General features: G+C 64.2%; 17 protein-coding genes and 1 tRNA gene. 12 read left to right on the top strand and 6 right to left on the bottom strand.

All coding sequences use genetic code 11. The features are described 5' to 3' along the window. Positions 1–15: 15 nt before the first annotated feature. From gltA to Q0J57_RS01690, 3 genes are all read right to left on the bottom strand, one after another. Positions 16–1,431, bottom strand: a complete 1,416-nt coding sequence (gltA, locus tag Q0J57_RS01700; protein WP_297216262.1) for an NADPH-dependent glutamate synthase — start codon at positions 1,429–1,431, stop codon at positions 16–18. Then, entirely contained in the window at positions 1,421–2,260 is an 840-nt protein-coding gene (locus Q0J57_RS01695) for a sulfide/dihydroorotate dehydrogenase-like FAD/NAD-binding protein (RefSeq protein WP_297216260.1), read from the bottom strand. Before Q0J57_RS01695 ends, gltA begins: the two co-directional genes overlap by 11 nt. A gap of 243 nt (positions 2,261–2,503) precedes the next feature. Beyond that, a complete protein-coding gene (locus Q0J57_RS01690) occupies positions 2,504–3,355 on the bottom strand; it encodes a hypothetical protein (protein ID WP_297216258.1) in 852 nt (283 codons plus the stop codon). Between the two features lie 237 nt (positions 3,356–3,592). On the opposite strand from Q0J57_RS01690, the gene Q0J57_RS01685 reads away from it, so the two are divergent. Further along, positions 3,593–4,588, top strand: coding sequence for an OmpA family protein (locus tag Q0J57_RS01685; protein ID WP_297216254.1), 996 nt, complete (start codon positions 3,593–3,595; stop codon positions 4,586–4,588). 85 nt (positions 4,589–4,673) lie between these two features. Then, positions 4,674–5,186, top strand: a complete 513-nt coding sequence (locus tag Q0J57_RS01680) for a translation initiation factor 2 (protein WP_297216252.1) — start codon at positions 4,674–4,676, stop codon at positions 5,184–5,186. A gap of 377 nt (positions 5,187–5,563) precedes the next feature. On the opposite strand, the gene Q0J57_RS01675 is transcribed toward Q0J57_RS01680, so the two are convergent. The 3 genes from Q0J57_RS01675 to dut form a co-directional block, all read right to left on the bottom strand. Then, positions 5,564–5,785 (bottom strand): TraR/DksA family transcriptional regulator, encoded by a 222-nt coding sequence (locus Q0J57_RS01675; protein WP_297216249.1) that lies wholly within the window; start codon positions 5,783–5,785, stop codon positions 5,564–5,566. 111 nt (positions 5,786–5,896) lie between these two features. Next, positions 5,897–7,096, bottom strand: a complete 1,200-nt coding sequence (locus tag Q0J57_RS01670) for an aspartate aminotransferase family protein (RefSeq protein ID WP_297216246.1) — start codon at positions 7,094–7,096, stop codon at positions 5,897–5,899. 185 nt (positions 7,097–7,281) lie between these two features. Further along, positions 7,282–7,764, bottom strand: a complete 483-nt coding sequence (gene dut / locus Q0J57_RS01665; RefSeq protein WP_297216243.1) for a dUTP diphosphatase — start codon at positions 7,762–7,764, stop codon at positions 7,282–7,284. A 42-nt stretch (positions 7,765–7,806) separates the two neighbouring features. Here dut and trmFO point away from each other — a divergent pair, with 42 nt between their 5' ends. The 10 genes from trmFO (at position 7,807) to Q0J57_RS01615 (ending at position 17,428) form a co-directional block, all read left to right on the top strand. Then, positions 7,807–9,321, top strand: a complete 1,515-nt coding sequence (gene trmFO, locus Q0J57_RS01660; RefSeq protein ID WP_363315447.1) for a methylenetetrahydrofolate--tRNA-(uracil(54)-C(5))-methyltransferase (FADH(2)-oxidizing) TrmFO — start codon at positions 7,807–7,809, stop codon at positions 9,319–9,321. Between the two features lie 19 nt (positions 9,322–9,340). After that, positions 9,341–9,417, top strand: a tRNA-Val gene (locus Q0J57_RS01655). Positions 9,418–9,571: 154 nt separating this feature from the next. Further along, positions 9,572–11,524: a threonine--tRNA ligase gene (gene thrS, locus Q0J57_RS01650; RefSeq protein WP_297216238.1), complete on the top strand. Its 1,953-nt coding sequence runs from the start codon at positions 9,572–9,574 to the stop codon at positions 11,522–11,524. 1 nt (position 11,525) lies between these two features. Next, positions 11,526–12,056, top strand: coding sequence for a translation initiation factor IF-3 (gene infC, locus Q0J57_RS01645; protein ID WP_297216235.1), 531 nt, complete (start codon positions 11,526–11,528; stop codon positions 12,054–12,056). A gap of 94 nt (positions 12,057–12,150) precedes the next feature. Next, entirely contained in the window at positions 12,151–12,348 is a 198-nt protein-coding gene (gene rpmI, locus Q0J57_RS01640; protein ID WP_297216233.1) for a 50S ribosomal protein L35, read from the top strand. A 276-nt stretch (positions 12,349–12,624) separates the two neighbouring features. Further along, positions 12,625–12,975 carry a 50S ribosomal protein L20 gene (gene rplT, locus Q0J57_RS01635; protein WP_297216229.1) on the top strand — a complete coding sequence of 117 codons (351 nt, stop codon included), beginning with the start codon at positions 12,625–12,627 and terminating at the stop codon, positions 12,973–12,975. A gap of 141 nt (positions 12,976–13,116) precedes the next feature. Then, complete coding sequence (gene pheS, locus Q0J57_RS01630; protein WP_297216226.1) at positions 13,117–14,151, top strand: phenylalanine--tRNA ligase subunit alpha; 1,035 nt, start codon at positions 13,117–13,119, stop codon at positions 14,149–14,151. A gap of 34 nt (positions 14,152–14,185) precedes the next feature. After that, positions 14,186–14,539 (top strand): translation initiation factor IF-2, encoded by a 354-nt coding sequence (locus tag Q0J57_RS01625; protein WP_297216223.1) that lies wholly within the window; start codon positions 14,186–14,188, stop codon positions 14,537–14,539. 30 nt (positions 14,540–14,569) lie between these two features. Then, positions 14,570–16,981 (top strand): phenylalanine--tRNA ligase subunit beta, encoded by a 2,412-nt coding sequence (gene pheT / locus Q0J57_RS01620; RefSeq protein ID WP_297216220.1) that lies wholly within the window; start codon positions 14,570–14,572, stop codon positions 16,979–16,981. A 102-nt stretch (positions 16,982–17,083) separates the two neighbouring features. Beyond that, complete coding sequence (locus Q0J57_RS01615; RefSeq protein ID WP_297216218.1) at positions 17,084–17,428, top strand: MerR family transcriptional regulator; 345 nt, start codon at positions 17,084–17,086, stop codon at positions 17,426–17,428. Positions 17,429–17,446: the final 18 nt, after the last annotated feature.

Raw genomic sequence — 17,446 nt, 5'->3', positions numbered from 1 at the left:
GGTACGGGAGCGGCCCTAGGCCGTAAGACGCTTCACGATTTCCTGCCCGGCCCGGCGGCCGGCACCCATGGCCAGAATGACCGTGGCTGCCCCGGTAACGATGTCGCCGCCGGCAAAGACATTGGGCAGAGAGGTTTCGCCCGTTTCCTCATTGACCTTGATGTAGCCGCGTTCGGTCTTTTCCAGCCCTTCGGTGGCATCCAGCAGGATGGGATTGGAGCGCGTGCCCAGGGCCACGATGGCCAGGTCCGTTTCCAGGTCAAAGGTTTCGCCTTCCACCGGCACGGGGCGGCGGCGGCCGGAGGCATCCGGTTCGCCCAGGCGCATGCGCTGGAGGGTCACGGACGTGAGGCGCAGCTCGTCATTGCCGTTGAAGCGCAGCGGCGCGGCCAGCATTTCGAATTTCACGCCCTCTTCCTCGGCATGTTCCACTTCCTCGCGGCGGGCGGGCATTTCGGCCTTGGTGCGGCGGTAGACGATGTGCACGCTTTCCGCGCCCATGCGCAGGGCGGTGCGGGCGGCGTCCATGGCCACGTTGCCGGCGCCGAAGACGGTCACCTGCTTGCCGGGGAAGGCCGGCGTGTCATACTTGGGGAATTCGTAGGCGCGGCCAAGATTGACGCGGGTCAGGTATTCGTTGGCCGAAAAGACGCCGATGAGGTTTTCGCCGGGAACCCCCAGGAAGATGGGCAGACCGGCGCCCACGCCGATGAAGACGGCATCGTATTCCTTGGAAAGTTCCGCCACGTTCACGGTGCGGCCGCCCACATGGTTGAGGTGAAAATCCACCCCGGTCTGGCGCAGGCCGTTGACTTCCGTGGCCACCACATTCTTGGGCAGACGGAAGGCCGGAATGCCGTAAATGAGCACGCCGCCCGGCTCGTGCAGGGCCTCGAACACATCCACCTTGAGGCCGGCGGAGGAACACACCCCGGCGCAGGTGAGGGACGAGGGGCCGGAACCGATGCAGGCCACCTTCTTGCCGCCCAGGGGCATGGCACAGGAATTGGTGCCGGTGACCTGCTCGCAGGCGGAAGACGCGATGTGGTTATCGGCCACAAAGCGTTCCAGACGGCCGATGGCAACGGGCTGCCCCTTGGCCTTGAGGATACAGTTGCCTTCGCACTGGTTTTCCTGCGGGCACACGCGGCCGCAGACGGCGGGCAGACTGTTGGTGGACTTGATGATGCGGTAGGCGGCGTCGAAGTTGCCCCGGGCCACTTCGCCGATAAAGTCACGGATGGGCACTTCCACAGGGCAGCCCTTCACGCAGCGGGGGCTTTTGCACTGCAGGCAGCGGGAGGCCTCCTGCATGGCCATTTCCTTGGTATAGCCCAGTGCCACTTCATTGAAATTGTGGGCGCGCACGTCGGCGGGCTGGCAGGGCATGTCCACGCGGGGGGCGATGCCTTTCTTTTCCTTAGTTTCCATAGCTGCTCCTGTACTGATCGATGGAAATCTTTTCCTGCTCGCGGAAGGCGCCCAGGCGGCGGCGCAGTTCCGCAAAGTCCACCTGGTGACCGTCAAATTCGGGACCGTCCACACAGGCAAACTTGGTCTTACCGCCGACGGTCACGCGGCAGGCGCCGCACATGCCGATGCCGTCCACCATGATGGGATTGAGGCTGACGGTGGTGCGCACGCCGAAGGGGCGGGTGGTTTCGGCCACGGCAGCCATCATGGGCACGGGACCCACGGCCACCACTTCAAAGACGTTCTTGTCCTTTTCCAGACGATCGCGCAGCAGGTCTGTCACAAGGCCCTTGTGGCCGTAGCTGCCGTCGTCCGTGGAGATGAGCAGCTCATGGGCAAAGCTGGAGAGTTCCTTTTCAAAGAGCAGCAGGTCCTTGGTACGTGCCCCGATGACACCGACAACGCGATTGCCCGCGCGCCAGTGTCCCTTGGCAATGTGGTGCATGGCGGCAATGCCCGTGCCGCCGCCCACACAGATCACGGTGCCGCTTTTTTCAATGTGGGTGGGCCGGCCCAGGGGACCACAGACATCAAGAATGCTGTCGCCCACGTTGAGGGCCTCCAGAAGCGCCGTGCTCTTGCCCATGACCAGGTAGACGATGGTGATGGTGCCCTTTTCGGCATCGGCATCGGCAATGGTCAGGGGAAAGCGTTCCCCCGTGGGGCTGAGGCGCAGCATGACGAAATGGCCGGGCCGTGCATTGCGCGCAATCTGCGGCGCATGCAGCACCAGTTTGCTGGTTCTGCCCGGAATGAGATTTTCCTTTTCCAGAATGGGTGTCGGCATGGGGCTACTCCTGCAAAAAAATATAAGACGGGTGGCATGATAGCCGAGCAGGGGCCGGGGTGCAAGCACAGGCAGGATGCCTTTGTGAATGCTGAAAAAAAAAGCCCGCCGGAGGCCTGAAGACGGCATAACCGGGCGGACAGACGGCAGCGGGCAGCCCACGGCTGGGAGCGCCCGGAAGGGAAGCCGCCCGACCCGGGCGGCACGGGCCGGCGTGGGAAGGTGCCGCGGGCGGAACGGGCCTCAGCGGTTTTTGTCCGGCAGCCAGAGGCGTCCCTGTGCCACAAGCTGTACCGGGCCGTCCACCGTGGCCCGGGCCTCTGTGGCGCGGCGGTCCACATGCACGTCCAGCAGGCCGCCGGGCTGGCGGATGGCAAGGCGCCGCTGTTCGCCCGCCGGGCAGTGGCGCAGGCCCAGGGCCAGGGAGCCGGAGCCGCAGGCATTTTCCAGAAAGGTGGTGCCGGCATCGCGCACATGCACCACGGGCATCATCTCCAGCTGCTGCTGCACCTGTCGCCACCAGATGATGCCGCAGGCCGGCAGGGTATCCAGGGAAAATTCCTGCCGCAGCAGCGACGAGGCTGCCAGGTAGTCATCGGGAAAGGGGTGACTGGCATCCAGCAGCAGGTGGGCAATGCCGGGCAGGCGCACCAGCACAGCCCCCGGAGCCACCTGCTGCACAGGACAGTTCGGCAGTATCAGATCGGCCGCCACCTGCCACACGGGCATCCGGCCGCGCACCCGCAGGTGCACGGGAGTCTGCCAGCCGGAAACCTGCACGTCATACTGGTATTCGTCCCGGGCAGCCGGGGTGACGGGCCTGCCGTCCATGTCCAGCTCGCGTGCCACGGCGGGTTCGCCGCTGGCCAGCAGGGCGCCCAGGGCGCGGGTGGCATTGACGCAGAATTCCCCGCCGGACATGCGCAGACGGCGTGCCTTCAGATCATGGAAGCCGGCCTGTTCTCCCCCCAGCACCTGGCATTGCAGGGCCTGGCCGGCCACGTCTGCCTGGGCGGCGACGGGCACGGCCTCGGCAGGGAAAAGCAGGGTGGTATTGCCGCTGGGACTCCATTTGGAAAAAGACAACGAGGGCATGGCGCTTCCTGTGCGTGAATGGTATTATATAATGATACACCAGCGGCAAGTATGCCTCAGGCCGCGCATGCCTGTCCAGTGCAGGAGAGGATGACGATATGGAATAATCTCTTGCAGTTTGATTTCCGAACGGGTATACAGAAATGAAGCCGTACCCCAAACGTCAGGAGCGGGAGGGGACTTCGGGCGGGTATGTTTCCTGGCTGTCAGGAATAATTTCATTTTATGGGAGGCTTTATGAAGTCCGTTCGTCTTCTGGTGCTGGCTGCCGCCCTCGTGCTCAGCTATGCCGTTGCCGCTGCTGCGGCGCCTGTCTGCAACAAGAAAATCGAAAGCTTTGATTTCGTCGTGGACTATTCCGGTTCCATGATGATGCAGAATGCGCAGCTCAAGAAAGTCAAGATGGAAGTGGCCAAGACCGCGCTGAAGCGCGTCAATGCCGCCATCCCGGCCCTTGACTACTACGGTGGTCTGCACACCATCAGCCCCAACGGGACCATCATCGAACAGGGTCCCTGGAACCGCGCCGATATGGATGCCGGTATTTCCAAGCTGAAGTCCAATTTTGACACCTTTGGCCGCATGACCAGCATGGGCGACGGCCTGCAGGTGTACACCCCCTTCTTCAACGCCATGAAGAAGCCCGGCGCCGTCATTCTGGTGACCGACGGTGACAACAACCGCGGCCTCAACCTCGTGGACATCGCTCGCGAACTCTATGCCGCCCAGCGCGGTGTGACCCTGCACATCATCTCCCTGGCGGATACCCCCACCGGTGAAGCCAACATCAAGGCCCTGGCTGCCCTGAACCCCGACACCGTGGTGGTGCGCGCTGAAGAACTGGCCACCAGCGATGCCGCTGTGGAACGCTTCGTGCTGGCCGTCTACTGCCAGGAAGAAACCGTCATCGTGCTGCGTGGCGTCAACTTCGCCTTTGACTCCTATGCTCTGGACGGCAAGGCCATGGGCATCCTCAACGAAGCCGCCGAAATCATCAAGTCCAACCCCAACAAGCGCGTGATCCTCACCGGTTGGACCGACTCCAAGGGCACGGATGCCTACAATGCCAAGCTTTCGCAGAATCGTGCCAATTCCGTGAAGAGCTACCTGGCCAAGCAGGGCATTCCCGCCAGCCGCATGACGGCCATCGGCAAGGGCAAGTCCTTCAAGTATGACAACAATACCGAAGAAGGCCGCTACATGAACCGCCGCACCGAGCTGTCGTTCAAGTAAGCGCACACCCTGCACTCTTTTGCCATGATTAGAACCCGGCGGATGGTTCCGCCGGGTTCTCGCAATTCCTGATACAGGAGATACCATGAAACGTGTATGTGTTCTCGTTCTGGCCTGCGGTCTGATGTTTTCCGGCGGATGCGCCCTGTTCGGCGGGGACGACAAGGACAGCGGGGTGGAAAGCCCTGCCCCGGCGCAGGCGGAGGCGGCCAGTCCCGCCAAGGCGGACAAGCCCGCGGCGAGCACGTCTTCCCTCAAGGGAGAAGCGCGCATCCGTGCCGATCTGGAAGTAACCGGGCGGGAACTGGTGGGGCGCGCTGCCAGGACGGTCATGCCCTCCAAGGCGCAGAAGTCCGTGCGCAAGCAGGGCGGAGAATACGTGGCCACCTATGTGGAAGTGGATCAGAACAATGTTTCCACCGACATGCGTCCGGGCAAGAGCGGGCAGTATGTGGGCTTTATCCGCTACAGCGAGTATGAATACGAATGCCGCGGCAAGAGCCGTCAGGATGCCCTCAAGGGCAGCCAGTGCGAGCGCGTGCGCACCCGCAATCTCAATGAAATGATCCGTTACGACGGCAAGAAGTGGCAGTTCTGATGTGAACAGCCGGCATGATGCCGGTCATATACCCGCGGTATACCGGAAGGCTCCCTGCGCAGGCAGGGGGCCTTTTTTTGTCTGGAAAGGCCGCTTTCGCGGGACTGACAGTGCGGCGCACCATGAGGAATCATCTGTACCGCGACAGCTCGGAAGCGGGGCCGGGAGTCGGCCGGAGCGTGGGCGGACAGTGGATGACACGGGCGGCAGGAAAGCGACGGGGAGAAAAGACCCGTATGCTGCCGTACGGCAGCGGAAGAACGCAGCGGGGAAATCTTCCGGCGACGGCAGAGCAAAAACGCCCGCCCGGGCATGTCTCCCGGACGGGGCGTCCTGTGGGCGGAGCCTTTGGCGCTGCGCGGCGTCAGCTGGCAGTATCAGTGATGACCGGCTTCGCGTTCTTCCTGACAGCTGCGGCACAGCCCCACGCCGGGCAGGGCAGCAAGACGCTTGGGCGGAATGGGGTCGCCGCATTCACGGCAGCAGGCCACGCCATCGATCCAGTCGGGGCCGCCCTGATCTAGCTGGGCGCGGGCGCGCAGCAGGGCGGATTCCCTGTCCAGTCGTTCCAGTTCGGTGGCCTGATCAAAAACGTCCATGCTTTTCTCCTTGGTAAAGCAAGCGGCAACCCCGCACTGTTGCGGGGTTGCCGTAAGAGGAATTCAGCTTCATTAGCACAGGACTGTGCGTCTGTAAACAGCAAAGGCGTCCTAGCGGCCCTGCAAAATGTCTTCCAATGTCTGCAGGAAGGCATCCAGATCTTCCTGGGCAATGGTCAGGGGCGGCAGCAGGCGCAGGGTTACACCGTGGCTCAGGTTGCAGATGAAGCCGCGCTGGATGAGTTCCTTCCAGACGCGGGTGCCGTCTTCCATCAGCTCGATGCCGATCATGAGGCCCAGACCGCGCACTTCGCGAATCTTGCCGGGCAGGCGCTGCTGCAGGGCCGTGGCCGCCTCCAGCACATGGGCGCCCAGGGCGGCCGCCCGCTCAGGCAGGTGATCGCGCAGGATGATTTCCACGGTCTTGCAGGCAACGGCGCTGACCAGGGCACTGCCGCCAAAGGTGGTGGCATGGCTGCCGGCCACAAAGCCGCGGGCAGCTTCGCTGGTGGCCAGCATGGCGCCCATGGGCAGACCATTGGCCAGGGACTTGGCTACGCTGATGGCGTCAGGGGTCAGGCCGTAGTTCTGGAAGGCCCAGAACTTGCCGGTGCGGCCCATGCCGGCCTGCACTTCGTCGCAGAGGAAGAGGATGTCCTTTTCCCGGCACAGGGCTTCCACGCCCTGCAGGTAGGCTGCCGGCAGGGGCAGGACACCCCCTTCGCCCTGAACGCATTCCACCAGCACGGCGGCGGTCTTGGGGCTGATGGCCGCGCGCAGGGCATCCAGATCGCCGGCAGGCACCTGGGCAAAGCCGTCGGGCAGGGGGGTAAAGCCATTGCTCAGGCTGTCGCGCCCCGTGGCCGCCAGGGTGCCCAGCGTGCGCCCGTGGAAGCAGTTGCCCAGGGTGATGATTTCGTAGGCATCGCGCTGCTTCACCGTGCGCATGTAGCGGCGGGCCAGCTTGATGCAGGCTTCATTGGCCTCGGCCCCGGAATTGCAGAAAAAGGCCTTTTCGTGATGCGTGGTGGAAAGGAGCACCTTGGCCAGGTCCAGCTGTTCCTGCTGATAGAAGAGGTTGCTCACATGCCAGAGCTTGTGACTCTGGGCAGCCAGCGTCTGGCAGACTTCGTCATGGCAATGGCCCAGACCGATGACGGCGATGCCGGCCAGCAGGTCCACATATTCCTTGCCGTCCACGTCCCACAGGCGGGACCCTTTGCCGCGGGCAATGGCCAGCGGATAACGACTGTAGGAACGGCAGAGCAGGTTTTCTTCCTGGGCCACAATGGCGTCAAAAGCTTCCGACATGGTTTTCCTCCCCGCAGGGATGCCGCAAGGCGGCAGTAAGATGTGAACAGGCGCCTGTTCACGCAAGGGCGTGTCCGCCCCTCGTGCAGGCGCCGCAGGCGCGGCAGTGCGCGGGCTTGCCGGAACCGGGGGCTTGTCGTGTGCCCGTGATCCCTTCGGCATGGCGGCAGCGCGGCCGCACAGGGCTAGCGCCCGGTATGCCCGAAACCGCCGCTGCCGCGCTCCGTGGTCTCGAGGTGATCCACCACGTCCCAGCAGGGGCGCACAACGGGTTGAAAGATCAGCTGGGCCATGCGCTCGCCCCGGCGCAGGATGCGTTCCTCGCCGGAGGTATTGAGCAGCACCACAAGAATTTCGCCGGTATAGTCCGGATCAATGACCCCCACGCCCTGGGCCACCGTGAGGCCGTCGCGGGCGCCGAGGCCGCTGCGCGAATAGAGAAAGCCCGCCAGCGAGGGCGAGGCGGGCTGCACGCTGATGCCGGACGGCACGCAGCAGCGGGCGCCGGGCGCGATGTGCACCTCGGCCGTATCCAGGCAGGCGCGCAGGTCCATGCCGGCGGAATGCCGGGTGGCCGGTTGCAGCGCACCCGCATAGAGCGCGCGGGCCTCCGGCCGCACAAAGGCAATGCGCACCGGACAGTGAGAGAGAAGAGGTGAGGTTTGCATACAGCCTTTCCCTAGCGCACAAGGCCGCATCCGGCAAGGGGCATGGGGCTGCCCTGTCCGGGAAATGTGCGCCCGCGCAAAGTCCTTGCCAAGGGGCACGCACTTGGGCAACATGCGGACATCTTTCTTCAAGGAGTCCCTGTGTCGCATCATCGTTTTGCTGTGGTCGGCGGCGGGCTGGCGGGCTGCGAATGTGCCCTCCGGCTGGCGCGCGCCGGCCTGGACGTGACCCTTTTCGAGCAGAAGCCCGGCAGCATGTCGGCCGCACATGTCAGCCCCTATCTGGCGGAACTGGTCTGCTCCAATTCCCTGCGTTCTGACGAGCTGACTTCCGGTATCGGTCTGCTCAAGGCCGAAATGCGCGCGCTGGGCAGCGATTTCATGCAGGCCGCCGATGCGCATCGTGTTCCGGCGGGCAAGGCCCTGGCTGTGGACCGCGAAGCCTTTGCCGCGGACATGACGGCCCGCGTGGCAGCCCAGGCAACGCTCCAGCGGGTGGAGGCCCGCGTGGACAGTCTGGACGACAGCCGCCTGCAGGGCTTCCATACCCTGATCATTGCGGCCGGTCCCATGGCCGGCGAGTCCCTGTCCGCCTCGCTGGCCGACGTGATGGGGGCCGGGCACTGCTATTTTTATGATGCCATCGCGCCCATTGTCTGGACCCATTCCCTGGACATGTCCGTGGTGTTCCGGGCCTCCCGCTACGGGCAGGAAAAGGGCGAGGTAGGGGGCGACTACCTCAACTGCCCCTTTGAGCGCGACGAATACATGGCCTTTTATGAAGCCCTGCTGGCGGCGGACAAGGTGGCTGCCCGCGGTTTCGAGAAGGAACGGCATTTCGAGGGCTGCATGCCCATCGAGGCCCTGGCCGAGCGCGGCCCCCGCACCCTCACCTTCGGGCCGCTCAAGCCCGTGGGCTTTGTGGACCCGCGCACCGGGCGGCGCCCCTGGGCTGTTCTGCAACTGCGCGCCGAAACCAGCAATGGCGAGGCCTGCAATCTGGTGGGGTGCCAGACCAAGCTGACCTACGGCGAGCAGGCCCGCGTCTTTCGCCTGGTGCCCGGCCTGCAACGGGCCGAATTTGCCCGCTTCGGCAGCATGCACCGCAATACCTATGTCAATGCCCCGCAGGCCCTGGCCCCGGACCTTTCCCTGCGTGCCCGGCCGCAGGTTTTTCTGGCCGGGCAGATCACGGGCGTGGAAGGCTATGTGGAGTCGGCGGCCAGCGGCCTCTGGCTGGGTCTCTGGCTGGTGGCCCGCGAGCAGGGTCGTGACCTGCCGCTGCCGCCCCAGGAATGCGCGCTGGGGGCGCTGCTCAATCACCTGCGCACCCCGGCCAAGCATTTTCAGCCGTCCAATGCCCATTTCGGCCTCATGCCCGAACTGGGAGAGCGGGCCAGAAAGAAGGATCGCAAGGCCCTGTACAGCGCCCGTGCGCAGGCCGCCTTTGCCGACTGGTGCCGACAGGCCGGCCTGGCCGCTGACTGGGCCGCGGCAACGGGAGATTTTTTGCCCTCGCCGCAAAAAGAACTTGACGGAAGCCGGAAGGAAATATAAAAGAACTCTTGCCTCACGTAGGAGCGTAGCTCAGGTGGCTAGAGCGCTTCCTTGACACGGAAGAGGTCAGCAGTTCAAGTCTGCTCGTTCCTACCAAACGTGATGATTCGGGGAGTGATTCCCTTCAGGCGAAAGGGCCATGTGCCCGCCATTATAGCCGCGCTGCGGTAATTTTCAGGATGGGGAGGTTTCGCCTCCCCATTTCTTTTTGCATCATGCGCCCCGGGCCATGAGAGAAGGAGTTTTTTGCATGAGCATCCTTGTGGAAGGAAAGGCCGTTGCGGCCGCCGCTGATGCCACCGTTGCCGCTGTGCTCCAGGAAGCGCTGAGCGGCAAGAAGTTCAAGTCGCTGGTTGCCGCCCGGGCCATCTGTGCCGATGATGCCGAGGGCCGCCTTGTGGACCTTTCGGCCCCTGTGCCCGCCGGCTGCACGGAGCTGCGCCCCGTGCCCGCCGATTCCCCGGAAGGACTGACCATTCTCCGGCACTCCACGGCCCATGTCATGGCTGCGGCGGTGAAAAAACTCTATCCCCAGGCCAAGGTGACCATCGGTCCCGCCATCGAAAACGGCTTCTATTACGACTTCTTTGTGGAAAAGCCCTTTTCCAGCGATGACTTCGAGGCCATCGAAGCCGAAATGCAGAAGCTGGTGGCCGCGCAGCTGCCCTTCACCTGCCAGCGCGTCAGCAAGGCCGATGCCATTGCCCGCTTCAGCGCCATGGGCGAAACCTTCAAGGTGGAAATCCTCGAGGGCATCGATGCGGACGAGGTGACCCTGTATACCTGCGGCGACTTCTGCGACCTCTGCCGCGGCCCTCACGTGCCGCATACCGGCTTCTCCCGGGCGTCCAAGCTGCTGTCCGTGGCCGGGGCCTACTGGCGCGGCGACGAAAAGAATCCCATGCTGTCCCGTCTGTACGGAACGGCCTTTGCCGATGAAAAGGGTCTCAAGGCCTATCTGCAGCAGCTGGAGGAAGCCAAGCGCCGCGATCACCGCAAGCTGGGCCGCGAGCTGGGCCTGTTCACCTTCCATGAGGATGTGGCGCCGGGCATGGTGTTCTGGCTGCCCAAGGGCATGCTCATGCGCACCATCCTCGAGGACTTCTGGCGGCGCGAACACCTGAAGCGCGATTACGACATGGTGCAGGGGCCGCAGCTGCTGCGCGTGGAAACCTGGCAGCGCTCCGGCCACTATGACCACTATCGCCAGAACATGTATTTCACGCAGATCGAGGATGATGCCTACGGCATCAAGCCCATGAACTGCATTTCGCACATGCTCATCTTCAAGAACGAGCTGCGCAGCTACCGCGACATGCCGCAGCGCTACTTCGAGCTGGGCGTGGTGCACCGCCACGAAAAGAGCGGCACCCTGCACGGGCTGCTGCGCGTGCGCCAGTTCACGCAGGACGATGCGCACATCCTCTGCACGCCCGAGCAGCTGGAAGATGAAATTCTCGGCGTCATTCACCTGATCCGCGACCTCATGAACCTGTTTGACTTCCAGTTCAAAGTGGCCATCTCCACCCGGCCGGAAGACAGCATCGGTACCGACGAGGCCTGGGAACTGGCCACCAATGCCCTGATCAGCGCCGTGCAGAAGGCCGGCCTGCCCTATGAGATCAACGAGGGCGACGGGGCCTTCTACGGTCCCAAGATCGACGTGCGCCTGCTGGACTGCATCGGCCGCGAGTGGCAGTGCTCCACCATTCAGGTAGACTTTACCCTGCCCGAGCGTTTCGACCTCACCTACGTGGGGCAGGATGGCGAACGCCACCGCCCGGTCATGGTGCATCGCGCCATCATGGGATCGGTGGAACGCTTCATCGGTGTGCTCATCGAGCAGTACGCCGGGGCCATGCCCACCTGGCTGGCGCCCGAACAGGCCCGCATTCTCACGGTTACCGAAGCCGGAGACGAGGCCGCGGCGCAGGCTCTGAAGGAGCTGAAAGCCCAGGGCATCCGGGCAACGGCGGATCTGCGCAACGAAAAGCTCGGCTTCAAGGTGCGCGAGGCGCAGCTGGCCAAGATTCCGTATATTCTGGTCATTGGGGAGAAGGAGGCGCAGGCCGGCGGCGTCAACGTGCGTCTGCGCAGTGGGGAGAACGTGGGGCTTAAGTCCGTGGCGGAAGTGGCCGCCATGATCCGCACGGACGGGGAAGAGCCTTTCAAACGTGGAGGGATGAGCTATAGCTTCGCCTAACATGAGACCGCGCCGCGACGTTCCGCAGGACGGCGTGCGGCGCAACGAGATGATCCGCGCACGGGAGGTGCGCGTCATCGGTGCCGACGGGGAACAGCTGGGCATCCTGCAGCGCAATGAGGCCGTGGCCCTTGCCAAGGAAGCGGGAATGGATCTGGTGGAAGTGGCTGCCACGTCGGAGCCGCCTGTCTGCCGTATCATGGACTACGGCAAGTTCAAGTACGAGCAGCAGAAGAAGAAGCAGGAAGCCAAGAAGCGGCAGTCCGTGGTGCAGATCAAGGAAATCAAGGTCCGGCCCAAGACGGATGACCATGACTTTGAAACCAAGGTGCGCCATATCCGCCGCTTCCTCGAGGAGGGAGACCGCTGCAAGGTGACGGTGTTCTTCCGCGGCCGCGAAATTGTCCACAAGGATCGTGGCCTCAGCATTCTGGAGCGCGTGGTGCAGGACCTGGCCGATGTGGCCAAGGTGGATCAGGAACCCCGCGCCGAGGGCCGCACATTGCAGATGCTGCTGGTGCCCAAGAAGTAGCGCAGAAAATGCGCTTGCGCATGGCTGCCTTTTAGGGCACTATACCTTTTCCGTCCAGAGACGGACCGTTCGATTACCGCGCAAGGAGTATATCATGCCTAAGATCAAAACCCGGCGTGCCGCCGCCAAGCGTTTTCAGCTCACCGGCAGCGGCAAGTTCAAGCGTCGTCGCCAGAACCTGCGCCACATCCTGACCAAGAAGGCCCCCGGCCGCAAGATGCGTCTGGGCCAGGTCACCCTTGTGGACAAGACCAACGAAAAGGCTGTGCGCCGCATGCTTCCCAACGGCTAGGTGCCGTTGTTCTGCCTCGCGTGGCTGCGGCGGTGGTGACTGCGGCAGCGGAAAGCGGGCAGCATGTGCCGGAAGCGCAAGCGCATGCGCCTACCGGCAGGGCAATATGCCCGGACAGGCGCCCAGACGGGCACAGGCCCACAGGGCCGGCGGCCGACGGAAGCCGCGACACAGGGCTGTTCAATTCCGTCCCGCGCCAGGCGCGGAAAGTGTGGATATTTTACTCCCCGGCGGGCTTATGCCTCCGCCTCTGCCGGGTGAAAGGAGGGTTCCCCCATGCGTGTGAAGAGAGGTCTTGCCGCCCATCGTCGGCACAAAAAGTATCTGAGCGCTGCCAAGGGCTTTCGCGGCGGCCGCAGCCGTCTGTACCGTACCGCCCGCGAGGCCGTGGAACGTGCGCTCCAGTATTCCTTCATCGGTCGCAAGCACCGCAAGCGCGATTTCCGCACCCTGTGGATTCTGCGCATCAACGCCGGTGCGCGCCTGAACGGTCTGTCCTACAGCCGTCTGATGCATGGCCTCAACAAGGCCGGCATCACGCTCAACCGCAAGGTCCTCGCCGATCTGGCCGTTTTCCACAAGGATGATTTCGCCAAGGTGGTGGAACTGGCCAAGGCCGCGCTGTAGCAGGCGTTGTCGGACGGTTTGCTGTGTGACGCGGCACGCCCTGCAGGCAAGACCTGTTTCGGCGTGCCGCGTATGTTTTTGTGAAGGCACGGGAAGTTTCCGTGCCGCATCGTGCCGCCCTGCGGCAGTGGGAAGAACTGCATGGATCTGATTACCGCATTGGAAGGTCTGGTGCCGGAACTCGAATCGGGTTTGGCCCAGGCTTCTTCGTTGGAGGCGCTGGAAGTCCTGCGCGTGGATTTTCTGGGTCGCAAGGGGCGTCTGGCCCATATCATGAGCGCCCTGCCGCAGCTGGCGCCGGCTGACAGGCCGGCCGCCGGGCAGAAGGCCAACGCCGTGAAGGAACAGCTTTCCGCCCTGTTCGAGCAGCACAAAAGCGCGCTGGAACAGGCCCGCGAGGCCGAGGCCCTGCGCCGCTTTGACCCCACCATCCCCGGTCGCCTGCCCTGGCGCGGTTCCCTGCATCCCGACACGCTGGTCATCGAGGAAATCTGCGATGTGCTGCGCGGCCTGGGCTTTGACGTGGCCTCCGGCCCGGAAGTGGAAAACGACTTCTACAATTTCGAATCTCTCAACATGCCGCCGGAGCATCCTGCCCGCGACATGCAGGATACCCTGTATGTCAGCGACAAGGTGGTCATGCGCACCCATACCTCGCCTGTGCAGGTGCGCACCATGCTTTCCCGCAAGCCGCCCCTGGCGGTCATCTGCCCCGGCAAGGTCTATCGCCGCGACTCCGACCTCACCCATACGCCCATGTTCCATCAGATCGAGGGCCTCATGGTGGGCCACGGCATCAGCATGGCCCATCTGCGCGGCATTCTCACCGCCTTTGTGCGCGAGATTTTCGGCAGCGCCACCCAGGTGCGCTTCCGTCCCAGCTTCTTTCCCTTCACGGAACCTTCCGCCGAAGTGGACATCTCCTGCTGCATGTGCGGCGGCAAGGGCCATGTGAACGGCGAACCCTGCCGCGTGTGCAAGACCACGGGCTGGGTGGAAATCCTGGGCTGCGGCATGGTGGACCCCGCGGTCTATGCGGCGGTGGGCTATCCGTCCGACGTGAGCGGCTTTGCCTTTGGCCTGGGTGTGGAACGTGTGGCCATGCTTAAGTACGGCATTGGCGATTTGCGGATGTTCTTTGAAAATGACGCGCGTTTCCTTGGCCAGTTCGCCTAGCAGGGCCGCTGCGCCGGTGTGGCGCCGGCTGCGCATGCTGCTGCTGGTTCTTGCCCTGTGCGGCACGGCAGGCACGCTGATGTGGCATGCCTGCGCAGAGAGCGTCCTGGCGGCATCCGCCTTCAGCCCGCGGCGTTCCGGTCTGGAACCGCCGGGGGGCCCCCGCCCCCTGGAGGGACTGCCCGGGCGCGATGTGAGCCGTACGGATCAAGGCGGCATGGGCTATACCGATGCCTACGGTCGCGTGCTGGAAGACCGTCCTCCCCCGGAAGCAAAGCCCCGGCACCGCCCCGGGCCGGGCGCCTATGGCGGCTATGGCCGCGAGGCGAAGCCGGTACGGCCCCTGCCTGAGGTGCAGGAATCCAGGCCCGCATGGAATTTCAACTGATAATCGGCCTCACGGCCAGCGAGAGATATTATGCTGCTTTCCCTGTCTTGGTTGCGTGAATTTGTCCCCTATGAAGGGTCGGCGCAGGAACTGGGCGACCGACTGACCATGCTGGGACTGGAACTGGAAGAAATCCTCCGTCCCTATGATGCCATTTCCTCCATTGTGGTGGGACACGTGGTGGAATGCACGGATCATCCCCAATCGGATCACCTGCACCTCTGCAAGGTGGATGCCGGGCAGGGCGAGCTGCTGGACATCGTCTGCGGGGCACCCAATGTGGCCGCCGGGCAGAAGGTTCCCGTGGCTCTGGTGGGTACCACCATGCCCGGGGGACTGGTCATCAAGAAGGCCAAGCTGCGCGGCGCGCCCAGCTGCGGCATGATCTGTTCCGAGCGGGAACTGGGCCTGACCGAGGATCATACGGGCATCATGGTGCTGCCTGACAGCGCCGTCCCCGGCGCCAGGCTGGTGGATACCCTGGACCTGGACAGCGAGGTGCTGGACATTTCCATCACGCCCAACCGCGCCGACTGTCTCTCCGTGCTGGGGCTGGCCCGGGAAACGGCCCAGGCCTTTCATCTGCCCCTGACCATTCCCCAGCATACCCTGGTGGAGGATGGCCCGGCCGTGCCCCTTCCCCCGGTGGATATTCGCGATCCCGATCTCTGCTGGCTGTATGCGGGGCGTGTCATCACGGGCAGCAAGATTGCCCCTTCGCCCATGCGCATCCGGCATCGTCTGCATGCCGTGGGCGTGCGGCCCATTTCCAATATTGTGGACGTGACCAACTACATCCTCATGGAATGCGGGCAGCCGCTGCACTCCTTTGACCTGGACAAGCTGGCCGGGGGGCGCATCGTGGTGTCCCGCGCGGCAGACGGCGAGAAGTTCGTGACCCTGGACGGGCAGGAACGTACCCTTGATGCGCGCGACCTCTGCATTCGCGATGCCGAGCGCGCCGTGGGCCTGGCCGGCGTCATGGGCGGCCTGAATACGGAAATCGACGATAACAGCACCAATGTCTTTCTGGAAAGCGCGGTCTTCCGGCCGGGCACCATCCGCAAGACCTCGCGCCGCCTGGGCCTGTCTTCCGAGGCGTCCTACCGCTTCGAGCGCGGCATCGACCAGTGCCGCAGCCGCTGGGCGCTGGACCGCGCCTGCGCCATGATGGCCGAACTGGCTGGCGGCAAGGTCTGCCCCGGCGTGGTGGTGGCCGAACCGCGGCCCTTTGTGCCGGTGGTGATGGATTTCCGCCCGGCCCGGGCCGACGAGCTGCTGGGCGTGCATCTGGGCGAGGACTTTGACCGCCAGGTGCTGGAAGGTCTCGGCTGCCATGTGGAAACGGGCGCCGACGGCTGGAAGGTGACTCAGCCCAGCTGGCGCCCTGACCTGACCCGCGAGGCCGACCTGGTGGAGGAAGTGGGCCGCATGTATGGTCTGGACACCATTCCGCCGGCGCTGCCGTCCTTTACGCAGGACCTGGACCGGGCCGGCGAGCCGGAATCCCGCTATGCCTTCTGGTCGCGCATCAAGCGCTGGGGAGCGGGGCTGGGCCTCAACGAGGCCGTGAACTACAGCTTTGTGGGCCACAAGGACCTGGACCATCTGCATCTGCCCGTGGAAGGGCGCATTTCCATCAAGAATCCCCTGTCGGCGGAACAGGACGTGCTGCGCACCTGGCTTGCGCCGGGGCTGCTGCATGACCTGCGCAACAACCTGGCCCAGGGCGCGCAGGGGCTGCGCCTCTTTGAGCTGGCCCACGTCTTCCATGCCCGTCCCATGACGGATGCGCACGATACCGGCGCCCTGGAAACGGGCAAGCTGGGCGTGCTGTTGTACGGCTCGCGCTATGACACGGCCTGGCCGCAGGTGGACGGGGATATGGACTATGCGGACCTCAAGGGCATTGTGGAGCATTTCCTGGCCTTCCTGCACCTGTCTGCCCCGGTGTGCCGCCAGTGTGCGGACCATCCCTTCCTGCTGCCCTGCGTCAGCGTGTGCGTCCCCTCGGCGGACGGCGAAACGGAGGTGGGGGTCATGGGGCGCGTGCGTCCCGACATGGCCGATGCCTTCCACGCCCGCAAGGATGTCTGGCTGGCAGAGCTGGACCTGGATGTGCTGCGCACCCTGCACGATGCGGCGCGGGTGCGCTTCCGCTCCCTGCCCGTGTATCCGCCGGTGCGCCGCGACATCACGGTGGTTGCACCTGCCGGCTTGCAGGTGGGCGCTGTGCTGGAGCATGTGCGCGGCATGCACCTGCCCCTGCTGGAAGACGTGGTGCTGCTGGACTGCTTTGAACCCGAGGGCAGCGAGGAACGCAACCTCACCTTCCGCCTCACCTTCCGTCATGCCCAGCGCACCCTCAAGGATGCGGAAGTGGACAAGGAGCGGGAAAAGGTGGCACAATCGCTGGTGCAGCAGCTGGGCGTGCGCATCTAGGGCACTGTTAGGGCACTGTGCCCGGCGGCTGTGCCGGGCTGAGCTTATCCGGTCATGCCCTGTGGCCCGCGGGCCGCAGGGCATGCTGCACGGGCTGGGAAGATGGAACAACGGACCTATCGCATCGGCGAAGCGGCGGAGCTTTTGCAGCTCAAGACCCATGTGCTCCGTTTCTGGGAATCGGAGTTTCCGCAGCTTGCGCCCCTGCGTACCGAAAAGGGCCAGCGCCTGTATACCGACGAGCATCTGGCCCTGCTGCGGCGCATCCGTCAGCTGCTGCACGAGCAGGGCATGACCATCGAGGGTGCCCGCCGCGTGCTGGAAGGCGCTCCCCCGCCGGAGGATATCCCGCCGGCGGCTGCCCCTGCTTCCGGCACCGATACGGCCTTTCTGCATCATCTGCAAACGGAACTGCGGGAAATTCGTCGCCTGCTGGACAAACCCTGAGCTGCTCAAGGAGGGTTG

The sequence above is a fragment of the uncultured Desulfovibrio sp. genome, assembly GCF_944324505.1.
Lineage (GTDB): Bacteria > Desulfobacterota > Desulfovibrionia > Desulfovibrionales > Desulfovibrionaceae > Desulfovibrio.
This window is presented reverse-complemented; position numbering and strand designations above follow the sequence as displayed.

Bases quoted from the DNA above. Each gene is read 5' to 3' on its own strand.
- gltA (WP_297216262.1), bottom strand. From the start codon at position 1,431: ATGGAAACTAAGGAAAAGAAAGGCATCGCCCCCCGCGTGGACATGCCC.
- Q0J57_RS01695 (WP_297216260.1), bottom strand. From the start codon at position 2,260: ATGCCGACACCCATTCTGGAAAAGGAAAATCTCATTCCGGGCAGAACC.
- Q0J57_RS01690 (WP_297216258.1), bottom strand. From the start codon at position 3,355: ATGCCCTCGTTGTCTTTTTCCAAATGGAGTCCCAGCGGCAATACCACC.
- Q0J57_RS01685 (WP_297216254.1), top strand. From the start codon at position 3,593: ATGAAGTCCGTTCGTCTTCTGGTGCTGGCTGCCGCCCTCGTGCTCAGC.
- Q0J57_RS01680 (WP_297216252.1), top strand. From the start codon at position 4,674: ATGAAACGTGTATGTGTTCTCGTTCTGGCCTGCGGTCTGATGTTTTCC.
- Q0J57_RS01675 (WP_297216249.1), bottom strand. From the start codon at position 5,785: ATGGACGTTTTTGATCAGGCCACCGAACTGGAACGACTGGACAGGGAA.
- Q0J57_RS01670 (WP_297216246.1), bottom strand. From the start codon at position 7,096: ATGTCGGAAGCTTTTGACGCCATTGTGGCCCAGGAAGAAAACCTGCTC.
- dut (WP_297216243.1), bottom strand. From the start codon at position 7,764: ATGCAAACCTCACCTCTTCTCTCTCACTGTCCGGTGCGCATTGCCTTT.
- trmFO (WP_363315447.1), top strand. From the start codon at position 7,807: ATGGGGCTGCCCTGTCCGGGAAATGTGCGCCCGCGCAAAGTCCTTGCC.
- thrS (WP_297216238.1), top strand. From the start codon at position 9,572: ATGAGCATCCTTGTGGAAGGAAAGGCCGTTGCGGCCGCCGCTGATGCC.
- infC (WP_297216235.1), top strand. From the start codon at position 11,526: ATGAGACCGCGCCGCGACGTTCCGCAGGACGGCGTGCGGCGCAACGAG.
- rpmI (WP_297216233.1), top strand. From the start codon at position 12,151: ATGCCTAAGATCAAAACCCGGCGTGCCGCCGCCAAGCGTTTTCAGCTC.
- rplT (WP_297216229.1), top strand. From the start codon at position 12,625: ATGCGTGTGAAGAGAGGTCTTGCCGCCCATCGTCGGCACAAAAAGTAT.
- pheS (WP_297216226.1), top strand. From the start codon at position 13,117: ATGGATCTGATTACCGCATTGGAAGGTCTGGTGCCGGAACTCGAATCG.
- Q0J57_RS01625 (WP_297216223.1), top strand. From the start codon at position 14,186: ATGCTGCTGCTGGTTCTTGCCCTGTGCGGCACGGCAGGCACGCTGATG.
- pheT (WP_297216220.1), top strand. From the start codon at position 14,570: ATGCTGCTTTCCCTGTCTTGGTTGCGTGAATTTGTCCCCTATGAAGGG.
- Q0J57_RS01615 (WP_297216218.1), top strand. From the start codon at position 17,084: ATGGAACAACGGACCTATCGCATCGGCGAAGCGGCGGAGCTTTTGCAG.